Source organism: Methylobacter svalbardensis (assembly GCF_037671525.1).
Taxonomy (GTDB): domain Bacteria; phylum Pseudomonadota; class Gammaproteobacteria; order Methylococcales; family Methylomonadaceae; genus Methylobacter_A; species Methylobacter_A svalbardensis.
The window spans coordinates 15203-36497 of sequence record NZ_JAWPOH010000032.1 but is presented as its reverse complement, the minus strand read 5'-3'; the positions used below and the strand labels follow the sequence as shown (position 1 = coordinate 36497).

The window sequence follows — 21295 nt, the reverse complement described above, 5'->3', positions numbered from 1 at the left end:
CGGGGCGTTTTGTTTGAGTGGACATATAAAACATGCAACAAAAAGACTCTTGGCTTTTGCCCGACGGCATAGAAGAGATTTTGCCGGAAGAGGCTAAGCATCTTGAAAGCTTGCGCCGTAAGATATTGGATACCTTTGCTTGCTGGGGATATGAGTTAGTTATCCCCCCTTTCATCGATTATCTGGATTCGTTGTTGACCGGGTCAGGACATGATCTGGAATTGCAAACCTTCAAACTGACCGATCAGATTAGCGGCGAAATGCTGGGAGTGAGGGCGGATATGACGCCACAGGTTGCCAGAATCGATGCGCATAATCTTAATGCGGAATGGCCGACCCGTCTTTGTTATACAGGCACTATTTTGCACACCAAGGGCGATCCGCTGGAAAAAACCAGAAGTCCGATGCAGATAGGCGCCGAGCTTTATGGCCATGCCGGTAAGGAAAGCGATGTAGAAGTTATCCGCTTGATGCTGGAAATGCTGGCGATCAGCGGATTGCAAAATGTGCATCTTGATTTGGGCCATGTCGGCATTTATCGGGCACTGTCAAAACAGGCAGGATTATGTGACACACAGGAAGCCGAATTGTTTGACGTGTTGCAGCGCAAGGCCAGACCGGAGCTTCAGGAGTTGATGGCCGGGTACAGCATCGCTGATGAGCTTAAAGCTATGTTCCTGAAATTACCGGAATTGAATGGCGGCAAAGAAACCATAGTCAGAGCCCAAGCCGTTTTATTGACGGCAAATGATGAAGTCAAGCAGGCTTTAGCGGATTTGGAAGCGATTGCGGAAAAATTATCGGCCAGTTTTCCATCATTACCGATTAGTTTCGATTTGGCTGAATTGCGTGGTTATCATTACCATACGGGCATTGTTTTTGCGGCTTTCGTGCCGTCGGTAGGCAGGGAAATAGCCAGAGGTGGTCGCTATGACAATATAGGTGCTATTTTTGGACGTGCGCGTGCTGCGACCGGCTTTAGTGCGGACCTGAAAGTATTATCGGCATTAGGCAAAACAGCCTATCAAAAAGAACAGCGAGCCTTGATTTATGCTCCGTATTTAGACGATGCCGCACTAAATGAAAAAATCAGGGATTTACGCGCCGAGGGACTAGCCGTTGTTCAGCAACTACCGGGGCAAACCGGAACAGCACAAGAACTCAGGTGCACAGCTATCTTGGAACAAGATCATCAAAACTGGTTCGTAAGAACCTTATCCTCGGCAACGGCTCCATGCGTTGCTCTACCTCCTGCATCCTTGCAGTCGTAATTTGGAATAATTATGGGAAAAAATGTTGTTGTCATCGGTACTCAATGGGGTGACGAAGGTAAAGGTAAGCTGGTTGATCTGTTAACGGAACAAGCGGAAGCCGTTATCCGTTTTCAGGGCGGTCATAATGCAGGTCACACGCTGGTTATACAGGGGAAAAAGACGGTTTTGCATCTTATTCCGTCCGGTATACTCAGGGAAAGCGTTCAATGCATGATCGGCAATGGCGTCGTTTTATCGCCCACTGCCTTGCTGGAAGAAATTGAATTGTTGGAAAAAGCCGGTATTCCGGTTAGAAATCGTTTGCTGATCAGTGAAGCTTGCACATTGATATTGCCGGTTCATATAGCCATTGATCAGGCGCGTGAAAAAGCCCGCGGCAACAAGGCGATTGGTACGACCGGGCGTGGTATAGGGCCAGCGTACGAAGACAAAGCGGCAAGAAGAGGTATGCGTGCCGGCGACTTTTTAAATCCAACGGTTTTTGCCGAAAGGTTTAAGGAGCTGGTCGATTATCATAACTTTATGCTGACCCATTATTATCATGCTGAAGCCGTCGATTATCAAAAGGCGCTTAATGAAGCGCTGAGTCTTGGTGAACAAATCAAGCCCATGTTGACTGATGTGAGCGAGAAACTGTACCAACTTCAAGATCAAGGCAAAAACCTGTTATTTGAAGGCGCACAAGGCGCTCTACTGGATATAGATCACGGCACATTTCCTTATGTGACTTCGTCCAGTACCACAGCGGGCGGTGCGGCTACCGGTACCGGCATCGGACCTCTAGATCTCGACTATGTGCTGGGTATTACCAAAGCCTATTCGACACGCGTAGGTAACGGCCCTTTTCCGACCGAATTGCATGATGCGAACGGTGATCACCTGGGTACGGTCGGCCATGAGTTTGGCGCTACCACCGGGCGCAAGCGTCGCACCGGCTGGTTTGACGCGGTCGCGATGCGCAAATCCGCAAAAATGAATAGTCTGAGCGGCATTTGTTTAACTAAGCTCGATGTGCTTGATGGTCTGGAAAAGGTCGGTATTTGTACCGCCTATAAACTTAACGGTGTCATTACCGAAACCGCGCCTTTAGGCGCAGATCAGTATGAAGAATGTCAGGCGATAATTGAACACATGCCGGGCTGGACGGGAACGACGGCCGGTGTAACCGATTACAATGCGCTGCCGGACAACGCCAAAGCCTATATCAACAGAATTGAAGAGCTGATAGGCGTCAAGATTACTATCTTGTCAACCGGCCCCGATAGAGACGAAACAATTATCCTGGAACATCCGTTCGCTTGAGCGACTGTTACAGAGAGACTAATGACCTGGAGATGACATGGCTGAAACTGTAGATGAATTGACTGTAACATATGAAGATGGCGGTATTGAGACAGTTAAGGAGCTGGACAAGAAAGTGCTGACCAAAGGTGCCTGGGCTACGATTATGTACCGTTATCAGGACTGGAATCGTGCCAAAGAAGAATACGGCCCTGATAAATACACTATACGTCGTTACCAGAAGCAAAATGGCGAGTACAAGCAAAAATCAAAGTTCAATATTTCCAGTAAAGACCAGGCGAAAGCTATTATCGAGGCGCTGGAAGATTGGATTAAATTGGATTGATTGTATAACGAGCCAGAAAGATTCTGTCTGTTTAAGGTTATCGATCGGGCCGGGGTTTGTAACCTCGGTCCTAATGTTTGCTATCTCAGGATGTTCGCTGCAAAGTATCCGATTTTGTGAGGTGTCAAACGTTATGGATGAGGTAGATAGCCCAATACTGCTTTCAAAAATGTAATTAATCCATAGATTACAACTAGGCTGCATTATTAAAGGTGATGATGACTAACGGTCATTGGCAAACAAAAACGAAAGAGACAACCCAGGGCGATTAAACATAGACCCAAATCACTTACTTTACTGATCGTGCCAAGTAACTATACATTCCTGATGCTTTGATTTTAGTTATTTTATTTTTTCGGTAGCCGTATTAGTGTCAAGTCCCGCATGATCATATTAAGCTGGACAACCCAATAGCTCAAAGGATGGGGCATCGGTCATTTTCAAGAAAATATGCGGACTTTCTGTTTAAGCAGATACTTGCTGCCAACGCAACCTATCCAACAAAAATACCGCCACCCCCGCGCCGCTGGTATCGGCGATCCAATCGGCAACATCCGAAAAACGACCTTCAACAAAAGACTGATGCCACTCATCTGATATGCCGTATAAACTGCAAAAGGTAACGCTGATTAAAGCAAGTACAATAGGTCGATTAAGCAGGTGATTAAAACTGCGCCATGCCAACACAGCCATTATAAAATAGGCCCCGGCGTGGAGGATTTTATCCTGAAAGGAAAACAAACTCGGAACCGGCAGGATAGGCTGGTCGGAAAGCCAGTAAATAAACAGGCAATAGAGAAATAACAACGTGAAATCAAGAATCTTGGTCATAGCTTTACAATAATGAGTAATGAAAAATTTATTTGACTTTGCCGAGGCGTTTTTTTGTCAGGCCAATGTCGATGAAAAGTTGGCGCTGACGCATCAGGCTTGGCAAACTTATATTGCCAAAGAATTAACGTTTACCTCGGACCGGCCGGTATTGCCGATAGATCGGGTAACGTTTCCCCGGCGACCGGAGTTATTGGCTCCGCGCCAGATGCCCCGACGAAAACTGACCACAACCGCAGGTGTCGCGGCTTTTTTTCATGCCATTGCCCATGTTGAATTCGTCGCCATTTATCTGGCCTGGGATATTTTGTATCGTTTCCGCGGCATGCCTGAGCAATTCTATCAGGATTGGCTGCGTGTTGCCGATGAAGAAGCTCAGCATTTTGCATTAATCAGGGAACATTTACTGACTATGCAGATTGATTACGGCGATTTACCCGCGCACAGCGGCTTATGGGACCATGCCAAAGATACAGCCGATGATTTGCCGGGCCGATTGGCAATGGTTCCCCGCTGTATGGAAGCACGGGGATTGGATGTAACGCCTGCGCTTATTGAAAAATTCAAGATACTGGGTGATGATGCAAGCGTGGCAATCTTAGAACGTATTTTGACCGACGAAGTAGGGCATGTGGAGCTGGGCTCTTGCTGGTTTAAGTTTGTTTGTCAACAACGCGGTTTCGAGGCTGAGGCCAAATACCGGGAATTAATCGATCAATACTATGTGGGCGGTAAACCTAAAGGGCCGTTTAACAGGGAATTGCGCAAAATTGCCGGTTTTTCGGATGCTGAGATAGATTGGCTGGAACGTTAATGACGTCAACACCAAGGTGAAAACAATACATATCTCTATGACTGACACCTCAACCGATCAGGATATACCGCCTACATTAGAAGTCGTTGAACAGAGCAACGGGAAGCTTTTCGTCAAACTGACAGGCAGCTGGAACCTTCGCAGACTGGTAACAGCAACCGAACTGAACCGGAAAATCAGCTCGTACGCAGCTAATCAAAACATTCAGTGGGATTTGAACGCGATTGAGGTGCTCGACAGCGCCAGTGCCTTGATTCTCTGGAAAGCATGGGGTAGAAAGCTGCCGGCTGCGTTGCAGATGAAGCCTGAACATCAACGTTTGTTCGAGCGCTGGCAAGCCCAGGAAATTCCTGAGCACGAACCGAGCAGATACAGTTCAAGCCTGATTGTTAAATACGGCTATCAACTGTTCTCCAACTTTTGGGGACAATTGCTGCAACTGGTAACCTTGTTAGGCCAGTTGGTTTTGGATATAGGCTATCTGTTGCTGCATCCGGGCAGTATTCCCTGGTCGGAAATTTCCATTACGATTTATGAGTCCGGGGTTCGAGCTTTGGGCATCACGGCGCTGGTGGGCTTTCTGATCGGCATCGTACTCAGTTATTTGTCGGCGCTTCAATTAAAGATTTTCGGGGCGGAAATTTATATCATCGATATTCTGGGTTTGAGTGTTATTCGTGAGTTAGGGCCTTTGCTGGCAGCTATTCTGGTTGCGGGGCGCTCCGGTTCATCCATGACGGCACAAATCGGTATCATGCGGGTTACCGAGGAACTCGATGCACTATCGGCGATGGGTATATCCCATTCCTTGCGCCTGATTTTGCCGAAGGTGATGGCATTGACCATCGTTCTGCCGCTAATAGGCGTATGGACCAGCTCGATGGCGCTGATAGGCGGGATGTTTTCGGCACAAACAACGCTGGACATCAGTTATCAGCAATTCTTCCTTAAATTGCCGGATGCGGTGCCTCTGGTTAACCTGTTTATCGGCCTGCTGAAAAGCGCAGTTTTCGGTTTGATGATTGCCCTGATTGCCTGTCACTTTGGTTTCCGGATCAAGCCCAATACCGAAAGTCTGGGTAATGAGACCACTAATTCCGTGGTGGCAGCTATTACCGTGGTGATTATGGTCGATGCAGTATTCGCCATTTTGTTTATGGATGTGGGGATGCCATGAGCGAGTTATCGGCAACAGCCCCTAGGCATACATGCGCAATAAGGCTGGAGCATGTCTCGACAAGCTTTGGCGACCCCAACAAGGGTACAGAAAAGATTGTTCATCAGGATATTAATCTTTGTCTGGAGCAAGGCGAGATTTTGGGGTTGGTTGGCGCATCCGGTTGCGGCAAGACAACTTTGCTGCGAGAAATCATCGGTTTGCAAACACCCACTCAAGGCGAGGTGTTCGTGATGGGGCAGTCGTTGAAAAATGCTAATGCCGATCACGGTCAGCGACTGCGTAACAATTGCGGTGTGCTGTTCCAGAAAGGCGCGTTATTTAGCGTTTTAAATGTTTTTGATAATATTGCCTTTCCACTGCGAGAACTGGGTTTTCATGATGAGGAGTTGATTGCGCGCATCGTGTTCATGAAGCTGTCTATGGTGGGCCTGGCTGACAGTGACGCCTGGTTAAAGCCGGCCGCTTTGTCGGGCGGCATGATCAAGCGGGTCGCGCTTGCCCGTACTATGGTTCTGGAACCTGGACTGTTGTTGCTCGATGAGCCGACCTCGGGCCTTGATCCTATTTCCAGCGAGGACTTTGTCAATCTGTTATCCGAATTGCATAAGGATCTTCATTTTACGGCAATCATGGTGACCCATGACTTGGATATATTGAGAGATTTGTGTACCCAGGTTGCAGTGCTGGCGGATAACAAAATGGTTGCTTTTGGAACGCTGACTGCTGTTTTAGACTGCAAGCATCCTTTTGTTGCTGAATTTTTTCACAATAGACGCGCTGAACGGGTATTTCAGTATCAGGAGACTGCTCATGGGTAGAGAAAACCATGCACTGATTACCGGGCTGTTTTTGATTGCTTTGGTGACGGCATCGACGGCGATTGTTTTCTGGATCGGCACCATGAATGAAGAGCGCAATCTCTACGTTATCTCAACCAGGAAATCGGTGTCGGGTCTTAATCCTGAATCTACAGTCTTTTACCGGGGCATAGCGGTGGGGAAGGTGCTTAAAATTCAATTTGATCCTTTAGATTCAGGCACCATTCTTATTCCGGTTGAAGTCGATAAGAAAATCGTACTGAGTAAAGGGGTTTACGCAACCTTGCGCTTAAAAGGCGTAACCGGCTTAACTCAGATTCAGCTGGAAGATTCCGGTACTATTTCCGAAGCGTTGAAGCCTGGGGATAATCCCATGTCTCGTATTCCTCTGGTGCCATCAATAACTGACAAACTGATGGATACAGGGGAAGAACTTTTGCACAAAGCCGATCATTTAATGCAGCGGCTTAGTTCGTTATTAAGCGATGAAAATGAAAAGAATATCGGCGGTATTTTAAGCAACCTGAAAACATTAACCGACAAGCTTTCCGAGTTGCAAAAAAGCGTCGATAAGGCGCTGACCGGTATCCCTGCATTGACTACAGATGCCCGAAAAACCCTGACAAATATCGATGCATTGACTAACGAGCTACAACGCTTAACAAGAGAAGTGCAAAACCTCAGCCTGAAAGCGGGTGGACTTGTCGATAGCGGGAAAAACACCGGCGATGTCTTGACGCAGACGACATTGCCGAAAGTTAACAAGCTGCTGACTGAGTTACAATCGACAACTCAACTGGTAAAAAGAGTTGCCACGATGTTGGAAAATAATCCGCAGGAATTGTTGCTGGGGCCGAGTCAACGGGATTCAGGGCCGGGCGAACCGGGCTATAAGGAACCGAAATGAAATATTTGTTAATCGGCTGGTTGGCATTGGTTAGCGTGGGTTGTAGCGTTCCCGTCAAACAACCTGCATTGCATGATTTTGGCTTGCCAGTGTTAGCTACTTCTCAACAGGGCAGGGCATTGATTACCGTCAATGCGCCGACCTGGCTTTGGGATAATCGTATCCGTTATCGATTGCTTTTTGCCTCGCCATCGCAAGTCAGGTTTTACGGATTGGATCGCTGGATTGCCTCGCCGCCCGAATTGTTTGAGCAGTTGTTGAGCTCCAGTGGCAAGACCCAGAATTACGTATTGATCGTTAGGCTACAGGATTTTGAACAGCAATTCGATGCGCCAGACCGAGCAAGAGTAGTACTGCGATTTTCGGTGGAAGCTTATTCTAATAATACCAAAATTGGTACACAGAAATTTCACCTGCAACAGTCTACTAAAACACCTGATGCGGCTGGTGCGATTAGTGGTTTTGCTGATTTAGCGAGGCAGGCTGGTGAAAAAATCGAGGGGTGGCTTGCGGGATTATAGCTGACGAAAGTGGGCACTTTACGACAGCATGGGCAATGGACAGATATTTGCTCCGCTCTGCTCGTGCCTGCAATCCCTGTAGGCAAAGCTTCTGCTCCTCGGCAAACCGCTCCTGCGTTGCTCTGCTTCCATGCAGTCGTGCTCGCGCCCAAGACACAGGGATGTGTTGAATGCAGATATTGCAGGAGCAAATATCTGCCTTACCTACATCTGACCTCCATGGATGGAGGAAATGCAGAATGATTGCCGGGAGCAATCACTGCCCAGTAGGCAAAGCTTCCGCTCCTGCTCGCGCCCCTTGCCTACATCCATGTAGGCAAAAAAAACCTCCCAGTGCCAAAGGCAAAGGGAGGTAAGGTGTACAGATACTGGATAGTTCTGAACTTTCACACTACGAGGAGGTATATGAAACTTTTGGAGATCAGTTATTAAGTCTTGATCTCATGGCAACATTGCTTAAAATAGCAACGCTTGCAAATAACAGTTGAAATGAAGCATGCTGAAAATAAATCTATATATTCCAGTAATAAGCGCCTTAATCTAACACTGAAATTAGTTACGATATGGCTTGCTCCCAATGACTGAAGATTATACGTATGTAGTCATATGCTTACAATATAGCTAAAAAGCAATAGATTGTTTCTGTTTTGTTGATAGTTGTTAAATGGTATCTATAAATCTAAAAAAACAAGTATTTGCAGGATAAGAGGCGCTTAAACTCTTTCAGCCAATAAGCTTCATTACCCATTAGGTGCGCCCGTTATAGATGCAAACATCAGCTGAGCTGAGCTTCTCTGTATAGCACTACATCGCCAAAGCCAATTTTTGGTATGAAAATAAATCCAGTTAGCTAACTCAAGCAAGCCACTGAATTATCCCGAATAACAGTCTTCTTTAGAAGCCGATAACTAAGAGGCTAAAATATTTAGCTTATTGTTTAATCAGAATATGTCATTTAGATAATTGATGATTTTAGCCGACTAGGTGATTCTACTAATTGTATAAATAATTTGCCGCCCCTATCCTGTATTTGCTTTAAACATACCAATTAATTTTTTTTTAGGTTAACGGATTGGTATGCAGCTGACAAGAGATTGGGTTTTTCCATGCTGTTGTCATTTGATTTTTTATAAAGGTTTTCACCCACACTTTAATGAGGACAGAATCATGAAAAAATTAGCATTAGCATGTGCAGGTTTATTGTTATTTTTAAGTACTACGGTTTTCGCCGAAGAGCATGCAGAAGCGGCGCTAAAACACGCCAATGCGGCTGTAGTTCAAGGCAAGGCCGGTAAGGCAGAGGCTTTGGTCGAGCATGCAAAGTTGGCAATGGAGCATACGCTGGCAGCCTCCAAAGTCGCTAAGGGCACACCAAAAACCCATTTAGATGCTGCTGCTAAGGAACTGCAAGAGGCCATTGATCACGGTAATCTGGATCATGCTGACGTGGCTACTACACATGCTGAAGCGGCTGTAGAGCACATTACAGCTGGCAATAAATAATCTCTATATCTTAAGGAGAGGGCGGAGTGATCCGCCCTTTTTTTGTGTTGAATTTAGTACTATTTGGAATAGCCACTACGCCGAAGATACGGCCTATTAACCTGTTACGACTTGATCTCGATGTTTAAGTCACCTCATAAAACTCTTTAATATCCGATAGTTGTTGCATTTAAAGACTGTCAAATCACCGGATTAAACGATATAATCGCCCACAACAATCATCCTGTTAGAGAATACAGTGGATATTAAAGAATATATGAAAACGCTGGGGCAGCAGGCCCGGAAAGCAGGACGTGAAATAAGTCGTACCGAGTCGGGCAAAAAAAATCAGGCCTTGCTGGAAATTGCCAAATTTATTGAAAACAGTCATGAACTGTTGATAGCGGAAAATCGCAAGGATTTGGACGCAGGCAAGAACAATGGCCTGGATGCGGCGTCACTAGACAGACTGGAATTAAAACCAGCCGGTATTCAGGCGATGGTTGAAGGCTTGAAACAGGTAGCTGCGTTACCCGATCCGGTCGGCGAAATTAGCGATTTAAGCTACCGGCCCAGCGGCATCCAGGTCGGTCAAATGCGCGTGCCTTTGGGCGTGATCGGCATTATTTACGAATCCCGTCCCAATGTGACCGTCGATGCGGCGGCCCTGTGCCTTAAATCCGGCAACGCCTGTATTTTAAGAGGCGGCTCGGAAGCCATCCATTCCAATCAGGCGATTGCAGCCTGTATTTCCCAAGGTTTGGAAGCGGCAGGCTTGCCGGTGGAAGCCGTACAAATCGTGGCGACGGCTGATCGCGCGGCGGTGGGCGAGTTAATCACCATGAACCAATACGTCGACGTGATCGTACCGCGCGGCGGCAAAAGTTTGATCGAGCGCATTTCCAAGGACGCAACGATTCCTGTAATCAAGCACCTGGACGGTATCTGCCATGTTTATATTGACGATAAAGCCGATATTGAGAAGGCGGTCAGGATTGCCGTCAATGCCAAAACACATCGTTACGGCGTTTGCAATGCGATGGAAACCTTGCTGGTTGCCGAGAGTATTGCCGCAAAAGTTTTACCGCTGCTGGCTGAAAAATACAGCGAAAAAGGCGTCGAGTTGCGCGGCTGCCTGAAAACCTGTTCCCTGATTCCAAACTGCATCAGGGCAACAGAAGAAGACTGGGACACTGAATATCTGGCACCGATTTTATCGATCAGGATAGTCGACGGCATCGATCAAGCGATGGAGCACATCAATCAGCACAGCTCAGGCCATACCGAAGCCATTGTGACCGAAGATTACACCTTGGCTCGGCGTTTTTTGCGGGAAGTCGATTCCAGCTCGGTAATGGTGAATGCCTCGACCCGTTTTGCCGACGGCTTCGAGTACGGGTTGGGTGCCGAAATCGGCATCAGCACCGACAAGCTGCATGCGCGCGGCCCGGTAGGTTTAAAGGGGCTGACTTCCTTAAAATACATCGTTTTGGGTGACGGCCATATCCGCCAGTAAATGATCGGCATCTTCGGCGGCACTTTCGACCCGGTTCATTACGGACATTTACGTTCGGCGCTTGAAGTTAAGGGCATCTTCGGGTTGGATGAAGTCCGGCTGATTCCCTGCGCTAATCCGCCGCACCGCGAGCAGCCTGCCGTAACCGCTGACATGCGCTTACAGATGCTGGAGCTGGCGATAAAAAACCAGCCGGGGCTAAAGATCGATACCCGAGAACTGGACAGGTACCAGGAGTCCGAGCAAGCGCCGTCGTTTATGGTGGATACGCTAAAGTCCTTACGGCAGGAATTCCCAGCCGAACCCCTGTTGCTATTTATCGGCAGTGACGCGTTCAAACATTTAACCGGCTGGCATCAATGGCAGCGGTTATTCGACTATGCGCACATTGTAGTAATGACCCGGCCGGGCTTTGAAACACAGGCGCTCGACGATTTTTTTAAAGCCAGATTGGCTGGAGCAAAGGAGTTGGCGCAAGCTACCGCAGGAAAATTATGTTTTCAGCAAGTCACCCAACTGGATATTTCAGCAACGGCTATCAGGGATATGATTGCAAGAAAACTAAATCCGGGTTTTTTATTACCCGATGCTGTCATAGAATACATCAAGCAACACCAGCTTTACGAGACACGTTGATCTCATTTTTTACACTAGGAATTTGAATGCAAGCAGAACAGATATTGAAAATTGTCCAGGAAGTTTTGGATGAACGCAAAGGGCAAAACATAACGACACTCGATGTTCGGGGCAAAACCAGTTTTACCGATTATATGGTCGTAGTAACCGGTACCTCGGATCGTCACCTGAAGTCTTTATGCGATTATGTCGCAGAAAAACTAAAGGAAAGCGGCATCAAACCCTTGGGTATTGAAGGCGACCTAGGTTCAGACTGGGTGTTACTGGATTTGGGTGACGTGATTGTCCATGCAATGAATGCTCAGGCGCGCGGCTTTTATCAGCTTGAAAAACTATGGTCAGTTGACGATTCCAAAGAAAGCGAGCAGAAAGCTTCGTAGGCTTGGGCTTGATTATTGAAAAGCATGCCTAAATAAGATTACCAAGCCTGCTTTGCGCTTGTCGAAGGACTTAGCGTGAGGCAGCGTTTCTGGCGAATCTGGGTGCTACCGGAAACACCTGTTCTCGCTGCCGTTAAAACCGGCTTATGCATGCTATGCATCTGATTCTTAATGAAAAATATCGATCTATCCAGACTTCCGCGTTCCTCGCATACCCGTGAGGATAAACCGTAATATCAACTTGCTCAACTGTCCAGACTTCTGCGTTCCCCGCACACCCGTGGTAATGAACCCTCATTTGGAGGGTGTGAAACAAATACACATGCTTAAAACCGTTGGCTATCGCCGTGATGGGAGCCTTGACGGTTTCCGTGCTAACCACGCCCACGATTTATTTTGTGATGCGTAAGCTGGCTGGAAAAAACGACATAAACCCCTGCAGCCTTTGTAAAAACAGATTGTTAACTTGCCAGATAATAGATTTGTAATATTGCTTATAGTGCTATGATTCGACTACAGGTTTTGTTTTAACTATTTATCACCTTCAAGAAAACCAATGAATTTAAATCTGGAAAGAACAAATGGTTGTACTGTCCTTTTTATTAAGGAAGAAAGGATAGATGCGCATAATTCAGATGAATTAAAGGAAACTATTTTGCGTCTGATAGAACAGGGTGAAATCAATATTATTGTCCAGTTGGAACAAGTTCGTTTTATTGATAGCTCCGGTTTGGGCGCGTTGCTGTCAGGCCATAAAAATGCAGCAGCCAAGTCGGGCAAGTTGGCTATAGCCAACTTGCAGCAACAGGTGTTATCGATGTTTGAGTTGACCCGCTTAAACAGGATATTTGAAATCTATGCCGATTTAAATGAAGCTTTTGATAATGAAACATAGAGGTTATGTATGTGTAATTCGGTTATTCAGGTAGAGGTAATCATTCCGACACAGACAAAATATCTGGATTTGATCGGAAGTATCGGTGAGCATATCGCGAAAGAATTGGATGATTACTCTGGTGACCGGGAAGCGTTGGCTTATCATTTAAATCTGGTGTTAACGGAAGCGACAGTCAATGCGATCAAACATGCAAACTTTGACAACCCGAAAGACACCGTCAGAATAACCATCCAGATTCAGGAAAATGAACTGAATATCAAGGTGTACGATCATGGCCAAGGCTTCGACCTGGAATCGGTGCCGTTACCGGATTTTGAGCATCCTAAAGAAAGCGGCATGGGTATATTTTTCATCCGTACCTTGATGGATTCGGTTACCTATACCCGGCAGGGCGATTGTAATGTGTTGGAAATTATAAAATATCTGAGTTGACTATAACGGCTGATAGTTACAGGTGGATAAGCCATTGAGAAGACAGACCCAAACTTGGTCGATTGCCTTGCAGCGTATAGCTGAGAGAGCTTTAGGCGCAGCAATCGGCCGGCAACTGTGGCAAAAATACCATGCCGCGTTTTCAGCCGAATATCGGGCGTTGGTTTCGCCGCGCTATGCGCTAAAAGATATGCTGAATCTTGAGCAGGTCTTAACGTCAAAAAAGCAACGCATCAGCCTGCTTAACCCCTGCAAGAGAGCCGATCATTATCGGCTGCATTTTTATGGTCGACAACCCCGTTATCTGGACGAATATATTCCGGTTCTGGAAAACATGCATTTAAGAGTGGTGGATCAGGTGCAGTTTTCGGTTACGGTCGATGGCATTACCTTATTTATCAAAAGCTTCACTATCAAGGCGGCAAAAAGCCAGTGCGCTTCATTCACCCCGTTAAGAAGTCGGATGCTGGAAACCATTCAAGTGATGATGGATGGGAAGGTCGAAAACGACGCATTGAACAAGCTGTGTGTATTGACCGGCATGACCTGGCAGGAAATCGATGTGCTCAGGGCTTACCGAAATTATTATTTACAGCTGGGACACCAAACGACCCGCGCCAGCGTACATCATGCATTGCTTAATAATCCGCCGGTTGCGCTAGGCTTGTTTAATTACTTTGAACTGCGTTTTAGGCTGAATCCTGATTGGGATGATCCGGCGATCAGGGAAGAGCAGGTTGCATTTCCGCTACGATTGCACTTGCTGGAAAGCATCGACTCGGTTTCCGATATTAATGATGATCGCATTTTGCGTACCCTGTTTAACCTGATTGATGCGACGATGCGCTGTAATTATCATCTGCGTCGCGGTTTGGCGGACTATTTCATCGCCTTTAAAATTAACAGCCTGGGCATTATCGATATGCCCTCACCCAAGCCGCAAAATGAAATTTATGTTCATGCGGTCGATATGGAAGGCATACATTTACGTAGCGGTAAGATTTCCCGTGGCGGTATCCGTTGGTCGGATCGTCCCGATGATTTTAGAACCGAAATTCTGGGGTTGATGCAAACCCAGGTTAGTAAAAATGCGCTGATTATCCCGACAGGTGCCAAGGGCGGATTTGTTGTTAAAAAGAATGGTTCAAAGTCATCCAGTTTGGCAACGAGGGAGGCAGGAAAAAAAGCCTATCTCACCTTGATACGCGGCTTGCTGGATTTAACCGACAATTATATCGACGACAAGATCGTCAAGCCGCATAACATCGTGAGTTACGATGATCCAGATCCCTATCTGGTCGTGGCGGCCGATAAAGGCACCGCGCAGTTCTCCGATATTGCCAATGCGGTTTCGGCAGAATATCAATTCTGGTTGGGCGATGCCTTTGCCAGCGGCGGCTCTCATGGTTATGACCATAAAGCGCTGGGTATTACGGCGCGCGGTGCTTGGGAATGTGTAAAACGCCATTTTCGTGAAATTGCCAAGGCTTCCGCTCCTGCTAACGCTCCTTACCTACGTCCTGTAGGTAAAGACATACAAAACGAAGCCTTTACTGTCGTCGGTATCGGCAGCATGGATGGCGATGTGTTCGGTAACGGCATGTTGTTGTCGCCGTTTATCCGGCTAAAGGCGGCTTTTAGCGGACAGCATATTTTTATCGATCCTAATCCGTCCGATAGCGAGGCTGCTTTTAATGAACGCAAGCGATTGTTCGAGTTGCCGGGATCCAGTTGGAATGATTATGAGCGTACGCTGATTTCAGCAGGCGGCGGTGTTTATCTAAGATCGGCCAAAGATATTCCGCTATCTCCTGAGTTGAAAAAATGGTTAGGCCTACGTTACAAATCGCTGGATGGTGAATCCCTGATTCGTTACTTGCTGATGGCTTCGGTGGAATTATTATGGCTGGGCGGTATCGGCACTTACGTAAAAGCGAGTACAGAAAGACACAAAGATGTCGGCGACCGGGCAAATGATAACGTGCGGGTGAATGCAGCCGATCTGGGTGCCAGTGTCGTCGGTGAAGGCGCTAATCTGGGCTTTACCCAAAAAGCGCGCATCGAATACAGCCTGAGGGGCGGACGCATTAACACAGATGCGGTCGATAACTCGGCAGGCGTCGATACGTCCGATCATGAAGTGAATTTAAAAATCTTCCTGGTCAGTCTGCAAAAGAAAAAATTGATTGCTGATTATCAGCCGTTATTTATCAGTATGACCCAGGATGTTTGCCGGTTGGTGTTGGCCGATAATATAGACCAAAGTCTTTGTTTATCTTTGGAACAATTACGTTGCATAGAAGATTCGGCTGTTTATTTGCAGCTGGCCGAACGTTTGGAAGCAGCCGGTTTTTTCGATAGGGCGGTTGCATGCTTTCCGCAAACTAAAGAAGTCATGTCCCGACCCGGACAAATGATAACCCGGCCCGAATTTGCCGTATTGATGGCCGCCAGCAAAATGTACCTGACCCAGTTGATACAGGAGCAATCCGCCTTATTGCAGGAAGAATGCTGTAACTGTTATTTACAGGCTTATTTTCCTGAACTGGTCAGCAAACAGTACCCAAACTATCTGTCCTACCACCCCTTGGCCCGTGAAATTAAAGCGACCTTGATTAGCAATAAAATCATCAATCAGGCCGGTTGCGGATTTTTAAGTCTGGATGTCGACAGCGAAAATACCCTAGATCATGTCACCTGTTATCTGACCTTCGATCGGGTTTTAGACGGCGACGCGTTGCGGCAGACGATTAGTGAGCTGGACAATAGCATAGCGGCTGATAAGCAATATCGGTTATTGATGCAGATCGAAAATACGCTGGCCGGTTTTTGTCGCTGGGCCTTGATGCAGGGAAGAAAAATCCGGCCGAATGAACCGACCGTCGATTGCTATAGCCGTCATTTAAAAGACTATGAACAGTATTTTAAAAGCGAGTACGCCGGGTTTGCCGAGCAACTGGCGCAATATCGGCAAGACGGCATTCCCGACCTACTGGCGTTACGCCTGATATTTATATCCAGCCTCAATGATTTTCCGCTGGTCGTCTCATTGGCCGCCGAAACCTCGCTGGATTTTGTCTCCACCCTGAAACGGTTCAATGAAATCACCCTCTATCTGGGCTTGATAGAGATCAATGAACAGTTGGCGAAGATGCCGATGCAAGATTATTGGGAACGAAAAGTAATGAACGAATTGCAAGAGGATATGAAGCGAGTGACAGCTCGTGTGCTCAAGGCCATTCTGGCAAACGAAGCTGAAACCTGTGCCGATTACTTTGAGCAGCAAGATCAACAACAAAAAATCAACCGGTACCGGCGGATTTATCAGGAAATTAACAGCCGGTTGCCGGTTAACCTGTTTCCTTATATTGCACTGACTAAGGAGTTGGAGAATTTGGTTGATGGTGATTCGTAAGGTTATTCTTGAAGATATCAATTGCAAAAATGAAGCGAAAAGAATAATAGCGGCAGGAATCGCCGGTATTGCTAATCGAGGCACTGTTAGTCAAGCCGAGGGACAAAAAGCCTCTGTTCCTGCTCGTGCCGTTGAATTTAAAAACCACGTCCTTGAGGTCGGGGTAATTCACTTCACCTAATAATCACAATGCGCTCGTTAGATTAAATGATGAAAAAAAGACGCCATCAAACAGTCGTCCATGGCATACGCTTCCCCTCGATGTTATTTGCGATGCTTTTGACAACACTGAACAGGGCTTGAGTCAGCAAGAGGCTGAACAACGACTGGCTGAATACGGCGTAAACAGGCTGACGGCGGAAGCCAGTCGCGGCCCTCTCAAACGCTTTTTCAGCCAATTTCACAATGTGCTCATTTATGTATTGCTCGCCGCAGCCGGTTTAACGGCAGCTATTGAAGAGTGGGTAGACAGCGGCGTCATCGTCGGCGTGGTAGTGGTCAATGCGTTGATCGGTTTCATTCAGGAAGGCAAGGCGGAAAAGGCACTGGATGCGATACGCAATATGCTCACGCACCAGGCCATGGTGCGGCGTGACGGCAAGCATTTTCTGATACCTGCCGAGCAATTGGTTCCTGGCGATATTGTCGCCCTGGAAAGCGGCGACAAGGTGCCGGCTGATTTGCGTTTATTACAGGTCAAAAATCTGCGCGCCGATGAATCCATGCTTACCGGTGAATCCTTACCCGTCGAAAAAAATACGGCGACTGTCGGCGCCAATGCGGCACTGGGAGATCGATTCTGCCTGGCTTATTCTGGCACCTTAATTACCTACGGTACCGCACTGGGTATGGTAGTCGCTACCGGAGACCTTACCGAAATCGGCCGTATCAGTTCCATGCTGCGCACGGTCCCATAATTAACCACGCCGCTGCTAAAGCAGATTGCAGGCTTCAGCAAATGGTTGACCTTTGCTATTTTAACGGTGGCCTCGGCTACGTTCGCCTATGGCTGGACTATTCGGCACTCTTCTTTGACCGAGTTGTTTATGTCGGCGGTAGGACTTGCCGTGGCCGCCATTCCCGAAGGCTTGCCGGCTATTATGACCATTACCCTGGCTATCGGCGTACAACGCATGGCCAAACGCAATGCCATTATCCGGCGCTTGCCGGCCGTCGAAACCTTGGGTTCGGTTACCGTCATCTGTTCCGATAAAACCGGCACCCTGACCTGTAACGAAATGACCGTCAAATCGGTCTTCGTTAATAACAAGCTATTTACTGTGGAAGGTGTCGGTTATAAGCCCGAAGGCGGATTTAAACTGGCGGACGAAATAACGCCTGGAGAAGATCACCCTGATCTGCATGAATTGCTTCGCGCCGCAGCGCTGTGCAATAACGCAAGAGTGGAGCAAAAATCCGGAAACGGGACTGGACACGGCGGCAACTGGATTGTACTCGGTGACCCTACCGAAGGCGCATTGCTTACCCTGGCGCACAAAGCGGGGATAGATCCCGATTTTCTCAATCAGGAAATGCCGCGTACCGACGTTATCCCGTTCGAATCGGAACATCGTTATATGGCGACACTGCATCATGACCATAGCGGCCATGCCTTCGTGTTTATCAAAGGCGCACCCGAACGAGTGCTTGACATGTGCAGCCTGCAACGGATTGATGGCGAAGATGTGCCGATTCATGTTGCCCAGTGGCATCAAATGATGGATGAAATCGCGGGCAGCGGGCAGCGCCTGCTTGCGATTGCGTTCAAGACCGTACCTTCCTCCCAGACTCAAATTAACTTTGCCGATGTTGAAACCGGGCTGACGTTGCTGGGTATTGTCGGCATGATTGACCCGCCGCGGCCCGAAGCCGTTAAAGCCGTGCTCAAGTGCCAAAACGCCGGTATCAGGGTCAAAATGATTACCGGTGACCATGCGGCGACGGCCGTAGCGATTGCCGCACAGCTTAATATCGGTGACGGCTCGGTGCTGAGCGGAGAACAGCTGGACCGGATGACCGATGCTGAGCTTACAGCAGCCATCCGGCGTGTCGATGTTTTTGCCCGCACCAACCCGGAAAATAAGCTGCGTTTGGTGACGGCGTTGCAAGCGGACGGGCATGTGGTGGCAATGACCGGTGACGGCGTTAATGATGCGCCAGCATTAAAACGCGCCGATGTCGGCGTGGCGATGGGTAAAAAGGGCACTGAGGTCGCCAAGGAAACCCGCGAAATGGTGTTGGCAGATGACAATTTTGCTTCGATAGCCCATGCCGTTGAAGAAGGCCGCGGCATTTACGACAACCTGCTTAAGTCGATTATTTTTATTTTGCCTACCGGAGGCGGTGAAGCGTTGATTATCGTCGCGGCCATCGTCATGGGCGAAACATTGCCAATCACCCCGGTGCAAATATTATGGGTGAATATGATTACTGCGGTTACTTTATCACTCTCGCTGGCCTTTGAGCCGCCGGAGCGGAATATTATGAGCCGCATGCCCCGGAAGCCTGATGAGCCATTACTCTCGGCGTTTATGATCTGGCGCATTGTGTTCGTGTCGCTGATTATGGTAACCGGTACCTTAAGCCTGTTTCTCTGGGAGCGGTCATTGGGAACCTCGATTGAACAAGCACGGACGGTTACTGTGAATACGCTGGTGATGTTTGAAATATTTTATGTCTTCAACAGCCGTTACCTGCACTATTCCGTGCTCAATCTGCATGGCCTGTTCGGTAACCGGCTGGTGTGGTTGGCTGTCCTGCTGCTGCTTGCCTTCCAAATGGCCTTCACCTATTGGCCGCCCATGCAAGTGTTATTCGGCACTGTTGACGTAGACGCGCATACCTGGCAAATGATTGTCGCCGTCGCCTCAACTGTGTTTATATTGGTCGAAATAGAAAATTTTTTTATTCGCTTGTTTCTGCCCAAAGCAGCAGCCGGGAATAACAAGAAATGAATAAGGGCTTGTTGGTACTCTTTCGGGTGCTTATTCGAAGCGAATTGCCATTCAGCATTGATCGGTCTATAAGGTATTGGGCGTCAAAGTACTGAAATGTGGGCGCACTACGAATAAAATACAGACTTATCTTTGACGATCATTCCGCACTGAACGCTTCAACACATCCCAGACTGAGCGTAGATTGGATTCAGGTTCAGGCAAAAGCCAAGTGATCACTATCTCTTCTATTGCCGCAACTATGCACATCACGGCAGCTACGCGAAACGGCCATGCCGGACCGCCCAGAAACAGTATGTACAAGGTCAAGCCCATAGCGGCAGCGGCGATTTTCACCCCCCAGGTATGATAGCTGGTAAAGCGCCCGAATTTGAAAATACCCGCTAGGGCGGGTAACAGGCAACTGGCGACAATCAGACCGACATAAAGCAGTTCTCTGTTCACTACATCGGGCCATAACCACCAACAACTTAGCGCAACGGTCAGGTAAGTGATGACATCCGCCCAGCTGTCGAGGGCGGCGCCAAACTGGGAAACCTGTCCGGTCAAGCGAGCGATTACGCCATCGAGCAAGTCGGTAGCGAAGGTAATCGCCAGCAGTCCCATGAAGGCAATTGAGTGATCGTACCATGCCAGCCACAGCAACACCGGCGCTGCCACAAAGCGAAACCCGGTCAGCAGGTTAGGTAGGGTTAGTTTGGACTGGATGCTGCTCATAAGCTAAACGTAGCCGTCAATGGCGCATGGTCCGACAACGTATGCCACGGGGCGCGGGTCAGCCGTTCACACGATACCGGGGTTAAACCGCGAAAATAAATGCGATCCATCGGTAAAAAAGGTAACCAGGACGGAAAGCTTCGCGCATAACGGCCATGAGTTACCTGAAAAATCTCTTGCAGGCCCAGATGATCATGGAACAGTCGGTCAGCCTGTCCAAGCCAGTCGTTAAAATCACCGGCTATAATCAGCGGCGCATCATGCGGCACATGGCTGTCGATACGCGCCGATAATTTGCCTATTTGCAGGCGGCGCTCTTTGCCGGTCAAACCGAAATGTATGCACATAATATGCACATCCTGACCGTTCTCCGGAAGTCGGTCGCATTGGTTCCCTACCACTTGCGACACTCCTGACCCCCAAGGATGGGGGGAATGCCGAGGACTGTCAGGAACAGTCTCGGCCGCCATCCCTGGCAGTCGGTCGCATTGGTTCCCTACCACTTGCGACACTCCCGCCATCCCTGGCAGTCGAATAACGCCATGCAACAGGCTGCGACTGGCCCAGGGGAAGGGCGATACATTGATGTTTTCCCAGCGCTCGAACGGATGTTTGCTCAGAATTGCATTGCCGTGATGGCCGGCATTGTAAACGGCATTCTTACCGTAAACGTGGTAAGGCCAGGTATTTTCGGCAAGAAACTCAAGCTGGGATAAAACCGGCCAGTCGGGGATTTTTTGCTGATGGCGCTGGTGCTCACCTTGCATTTCCTGCAAGAACATCAAATCGGCGTCGGCGGCTATCAGCGCATCCCGGATCTGGTGTAGCACAAAGCGCCGGTTACCGACATTGAAACCTTTATGGATGTTATAGGTTAATACTCGTAGCATATC

20 protein-coding genes and 1 pseudogene are annotated in these 21295 nt (G+C 48.1%); 18 read left to right on the top strand and 3 right to left on the bottom strand.

Annotated elements, in window-relative coordinates:
• Positions 1–32 precede the first annotated feature (32 nt).
• Genes RW114_RS12940 through RW114_RS12930 form a run of 3 tightly spaced genes read left to right on the top strand, consistent with a single transcriptional unit; the run spans position 33 to position 2901 of the window.
• Positions 33–1271, top strand: a complete 1239-nt coding sequence (locus RW114_RS12940) for an ATP phosphoribosyltransferase regulatory subunit (protein WP_340123171.1) — start codon at positions 33–35, stop codon at positions 1269–1271.
• Positions 1272–1283: 12 nt separating this feature from the next.
• Complete coding sequence (locus tag RW114_RS12935) at positions 1284–2576, top strand: adenylosuccinate synthase (RefSeq protein WP_340123170.1); 1293 nt, start codon at positions 1284–1286, stop codon at positions 2574–2576.
• 37 nt (positions 2577–2613) lie between these two features.
• Complete coding sequence (locus tag RW114_RS12930) at positions 2614–2901, top strand: hypothetical protein (RefSeq protein ID WP_340123169.1); 288 nt, start codon at positions 2614–2616, stop codon at positions 2899–2901.
• Positions 2902–3366: 465 nt separating this feature from the next.
• Here RW114_RS12930 and RW114_RS12925 read toward each other — a convergent pair whose 3' ends face one another.
• The gene (locus RW114_RS12925; protein WP_340123168.1) at positions 3367–3732 is read right to left on the bottom strand and encodes a VanZ family protein; all 366 of its coding nucleotides are present in this window, start codon (positions 3730–3732) and stop codon (positions 3367–3369) included.
• A 19-nt stretch (positions 3733–3751) separates the two neighbouring features.
• Here RW114_RS12925 and RW114_RS12920 point away from each other — a divergent pair, with 19 nt between their 5' ends.
• The 15 genes and pseudogenes from RW114_RS12920 (at position 3752) to RW114_RS12850 (ending at position 19685) form a co-directional block, all read left to right on the top strand.
• A complete protein-coding gene (locus tag RW114_RS12920) occupies positions 3752–4546 on the top strand; it encodes a ferritin-like domain-containing protein (protein ID WP_340123167.1) in 795 nt (264 codons plus the stop codon).
• A 37-nt stretch (positions 4547–4583) separates the two neighbouring features.
• A complete protein-coding gene (locus RW114_RS12915) occupies positions 4584–5723 on the top strand; it encodes an MlaE family ABC transporter permease (RefSeq protein ID WP_340123166.1) in 1140 nt (379 codons plus the stop codon).
• Positions 5720–6544: an ABC transporter ATP-binding protein gene (locus RW114_RS12910; RefSeq protein WP_340123165.1), complete on the top strand. Its 825-nt coding sequence runs from the start codon at positions 5720–5722 to the stop codon at positions 6542–6544. The genes RW114_RS12915 and RW114_RS12910 overlap by 4 nt, the downstream gene beginning before the upstream one ends.
• Complete coding sequence (locus RW114_RS12905) at positions 6537–7451, top strand: MlaD family protein (protein ID WP_340123164.1); 915 nt, start codon at positions 6537–6539, stop codon at positions 7449–7451. The genes RW114_RS12910 and RW114_RS12905 overlap by 8 nt, the downstream gene beginning before the upstream one ends.
• Complete coding sequence (locus RW114_RS12900) at positions 7448–7972, top strand: ABC-type transport auxiliary lipoprotein family protein (protein WP_340123163.1); 525 nt, start codon at positions 7448–7450, stop codon at positions 7970–7972. Before RW114_RS12905 ends, RW114_RS12900 begins: the two co-directional genes overlap by 4 nt.
• A 1167-nt stretch (positions 7973–9139) precedes the next feature.
• Positions 9140–9475 carry a small metal-binding protein SmbP gene (smbP, locus tag RW114_RS12895; RefSeq protein ID WP_340123162.1) on the top strand — a complete coding sequence of 112 codons (336 nt, stop codon included), beginning with the start codon at positions 9140–9142 and terminating at the stop codon, positions 9473–9475.
• Between the two features lie 256 nt (positions 9476–9731).
• On the top strand, positions 9732–10970 hold the full coding sequence (locus RW114_RS12890; RefSeq protein WP_340123183.1) for a glutamate-5-semialdehyde dehydrogenase: 1239 nt from the start codon (positions 9732–9734) through the stop codon (positions 10968–10970).
• Positions 10971–11606: a nicotinate-nucleotide adenylyltransferase gene (nadD, locus tag RW114_RS12885; RefSeq protein WP_340123161.1), complete on the top strand. Its 636-nt coding sequence runs from the start codon at positions 10971–10973 to the stop codon at positions 11604–11606.
• A 26-nt stretch (positions 11607–11632) separates the two neighbouring features.
• Entirely contained in the window at positions 11633–11986 is a 354-nt protein-coding gene (gene rsfS, locus RW114_RS12880) for a ribosome silencing factor (RefSeq protein ID WP_340123160.1), read from the top strand.
• A gap of 556 nt (positions 11987–12542) precedes the next feature.
• The gene (locus RW114_RS12875) at positions 12543–12881 is read left to right on the top strand and encodes an STAS domain-containing protein (protein ID WP_340123159.1); all 339 of its coding nucleotides are present in this window, start codon (positions 12543–12545) and stop codon (positions 12879–12881) included.
• 9 nt (positions 12882–12890) lie between these two features.
• Positions 12891–13316: an ATP-binding protein gene (locus RW114_RS12870; RefSeq protein ID WP_340123158.1), complete on the top strand. Its 426-nt coding sequence runs from the start codon at positions 12891–12893 to the stop codon at positions 13314–13316.
• Between the two features lie 34 nt (positions 13317–13350).
• Complete coding sequence (locus RW114_RS12865) at positions 13351–16731, top strand: NAD-glutamate dehydrogenase domain-containing protein (protein ID WP_340123157.1); 3381 nt, start codon at positions 13351–13353, stop codon at positions 16729–16731.
• On the top strand, positions 16718–16912 hold the full coding sequence (locus RW114_RS12860) for a hypothetical protein (RefSeq protein WP_340123156.1): 195 nt from the start codon (positions 16718–16720) through the stop codon (positions 16910–16912). The genes RW114_RS12865 and RW114_RS12860 overlap by 14 nt, the downstream gene beginning before the upstream one ends.
• A gap of 73 nt (positions 16913–16985) precedes the next feature.
• Positions 16986–17990: pseudogene (locus tag RW114_RS12855) on the top strand (HAD-IC family P-type ATPase); the annotation flags it as partial.
• Positions 17970–19685, top strand: a complete 1716-nt coding sequence (locus tag RW114_RS12850) for an HAD-IC family P-type ATPase (protein ID WP_340123182.1) — start codon at positions 17970–17972, stop codon at positions 19683–19685. The pseudogene RW114_RS12855 and the gene RW114_RS12850, both read left to right, overlap by 21 nt.
• 126 nt (positions 19686–19811) lie before the next feature.
• On the opposite strand, the gene RW114_RS12845 is transcribed toward RW114_RS12850, so the two are convergent.
• Positions 19812–20402 carry a CDP-alcohol phosphatidyltransferase family protein gene (locus RW114_RS12845; RefSeq protein ID WP_340123155.1) on the bottom strand — a complete coding sequence of 197 codons (591 nt, stop codon included), beginning with the start codon at positions 20400–20402 and terminating at the stop codon, positions 19812–19814.
• Positions 20399–21292 carry an endonuclease/exonuclease/phosphatase family protein gene (locus RW114_RS12840; RefSeq protein ID WP_340123154.1) on the bottom strand — a complete coding sequence of 298 codons (894 nt, stop codon included), beginning with the start codon at positions 21290–21292 and terminating at the stop codon, positions 20399–20401. The genes RW114_RS12845 and RW114_RS12840 overlap by 4 nt, the downstream gene beginning before the upstream one ends.
• Between the last annotated feature and the right edge of the window lie 3 nt (positions 21293–21295).

Coding starts and splice junctions, on each gene's coding strand:
- RW114_RS12890 (WP_340123183.1), top strand. CDS start 9,732: ATGAAAACGCTGGGGCAGCAGGCCCGGAAAGCAGGACGTGAAATAAGT.
- rsfS (WP_340123160.1), top strand. CDS start 11,633: ATGCAAGCAGAACAGATATTGAAAATTGTCCAGGAAGTTTTGGATGAA.
- RW114_RS12875 (WP_340123159.1), top strand. CDS start 12,543: ATGAATTTAAATCTGGAAAGAACAAATGGTTGTACTGTCCTTTTTATT.
- RW114_RS12925 (WP_340123168.1), bottom strand. CDS start 3,732: ATGACCAAGATTCTTGATTTCACGTTGTTATTTCTCTATTGCCTGTTT.
- RW114_RS12850 (WP_340123182.1), top strand. CDS start 17,970: ATGACCGTCAAATCGGTCTTCGTTAATAACAAGCTATTTACTGTGGAA.
- RW114_RS12940 (WP_340123171.1), top strand. CDS start 33: ATGCAACAAAAAGACTCTTGGCTTTTGCCCGACGGCATAGAAGAGATT.
- RW114_RS12935 (WP_340123170.1), top strand. CDS start 1,284: ATGGGAAAAAATGTTGTTGTCATCGGTACTCAATGGGGTGACGAAGGT.
- RW114_RS12930 (WP_340123169.1), top strand. CDS start 2,614: ATGGCTGAAACTGTAGATGAATTGACTGTAACATATGAAGATGGCGGT.
- nadD (WP_340123161.1), top strand. CDS start 10,971: ATGATCGGCATCTTCGGCGGCACTTTCGACCCGGTTCATTACGGACAT.
- RW114_RS12900 (WP_340123163.1), top strand. CDS start 7,448: ATGAAATATTTGTTAATCGGCTGGTTGGCATTGGTTAGCGTGGGTTGT.
- RW114_RS12920 (WP_340123167.1), top strand. CDS start 3,752: ATGAAAAATTTATTTGACTTTGCCGAGGCGTTTTTTTGTCAGGCCAAT.
- RW114_RS12860 (WP_340123156.1), top strand. CDS start 16,718: ATGGTGATTCGTAAGGTTATTCTTGAAGATATCAATTGCAAAAATGAA.
- RW114_RS12845 (WP_340123155.1), bottom strand. CDS start 20,402: ATGAGCAGCATCCAGTCCAAACTAACCCTACCTAACCTGCTGACCGGG.
- RW114_RS12910 (WP_340123165.1), top strand. CDS start 5,720: ATGAGCGAGTTATCGGCAACAGCCCCTAGGCATACATGCGCAATAAGG.
- smbP (WP_340123162.1), top strand. CDS start 9,140: ATGAAAAAATTAGCATTAGCATGTGCAGGTTTATTGTTATTTTTAAGT.
- RW114_RS12905 (WP_340123164.1), top strand. CDS start 6,537: ATGGGTAGAGAAAACCATGCACTGATTACCGGGCTGTTTTTGATTGCT.
- RW114_RS12915 (WP_340123166.1), top strand. CDS start 4,584: ATGACTGACACCTCAACCGATCAGGATATACCGCCTACATTAGAAGTC.
- RW114_RS12870 (WP_340123158.1), top strand. CDS start 12,891: ATGTGTAATTCGGTTATTCAGGTAGAGGTAATCATTCCGACACAGACA.
- RW114_RS12840 (WP_340123154.1), bottom strand. CDS start 21,292: ATGCTACGAGTATTAACCTATAACATCCATAAAGGTTTCAATGTCGGT.